The sequence below is a fragment of the Prevotellamassilia timonensis genome (assembly GCF_021531665.1).
In the GTDB taxonomy this organism is placed as follows: domain Bacteria; phylum Bacteroidota; class Bacteroidia; order Bacteroidales; family Bacteroidaceae; genus Alloprevotella.
Genome location: NZ_JADYUH010000239.1, coordinates 1 through 235, shown reverse-complemented (window position 1 = coordinate 235; position 235 = coordinate 1). Strand labels below are relative to the sequence as shown.

At 58.7% G+C, this 235-nt stretch carries 1 protein-coding gene; it reads left to right on the top strand.

Annotated features, from left to right (window positions below; all coding sequences use genetic code 11):
- A partial coding sequence (locus I6E40_RS10895; RefSeq protein WP_235387306.1) for a virulence-associated E family protein occupies positions 1–235 on the top strand: 235 nt, incomplete at both ends.

The window sequence follows — 235 nt, the reverse complement described above, 5'->3', positions numbered from 1 at the left end:
TCAGTATGGACGAGTTTGACCGCTATTCCGAGCGTCAGATGGCTACGCTGAAGAACCTCATGCAACTGACGGAAGTACGGGTGAAGCCACCGCGCAGCCGCGTGTACAGACTGATGCGCCGCATGGCAGCCTTCATCGGTACGTCAAACATGACGGAACTTCTGACCGACCCGACGGGTTCGCGCCGCTTCTTCTGCCAGATGGTGGAGGCGCCGATTAGTCGCGAGGCGATAGA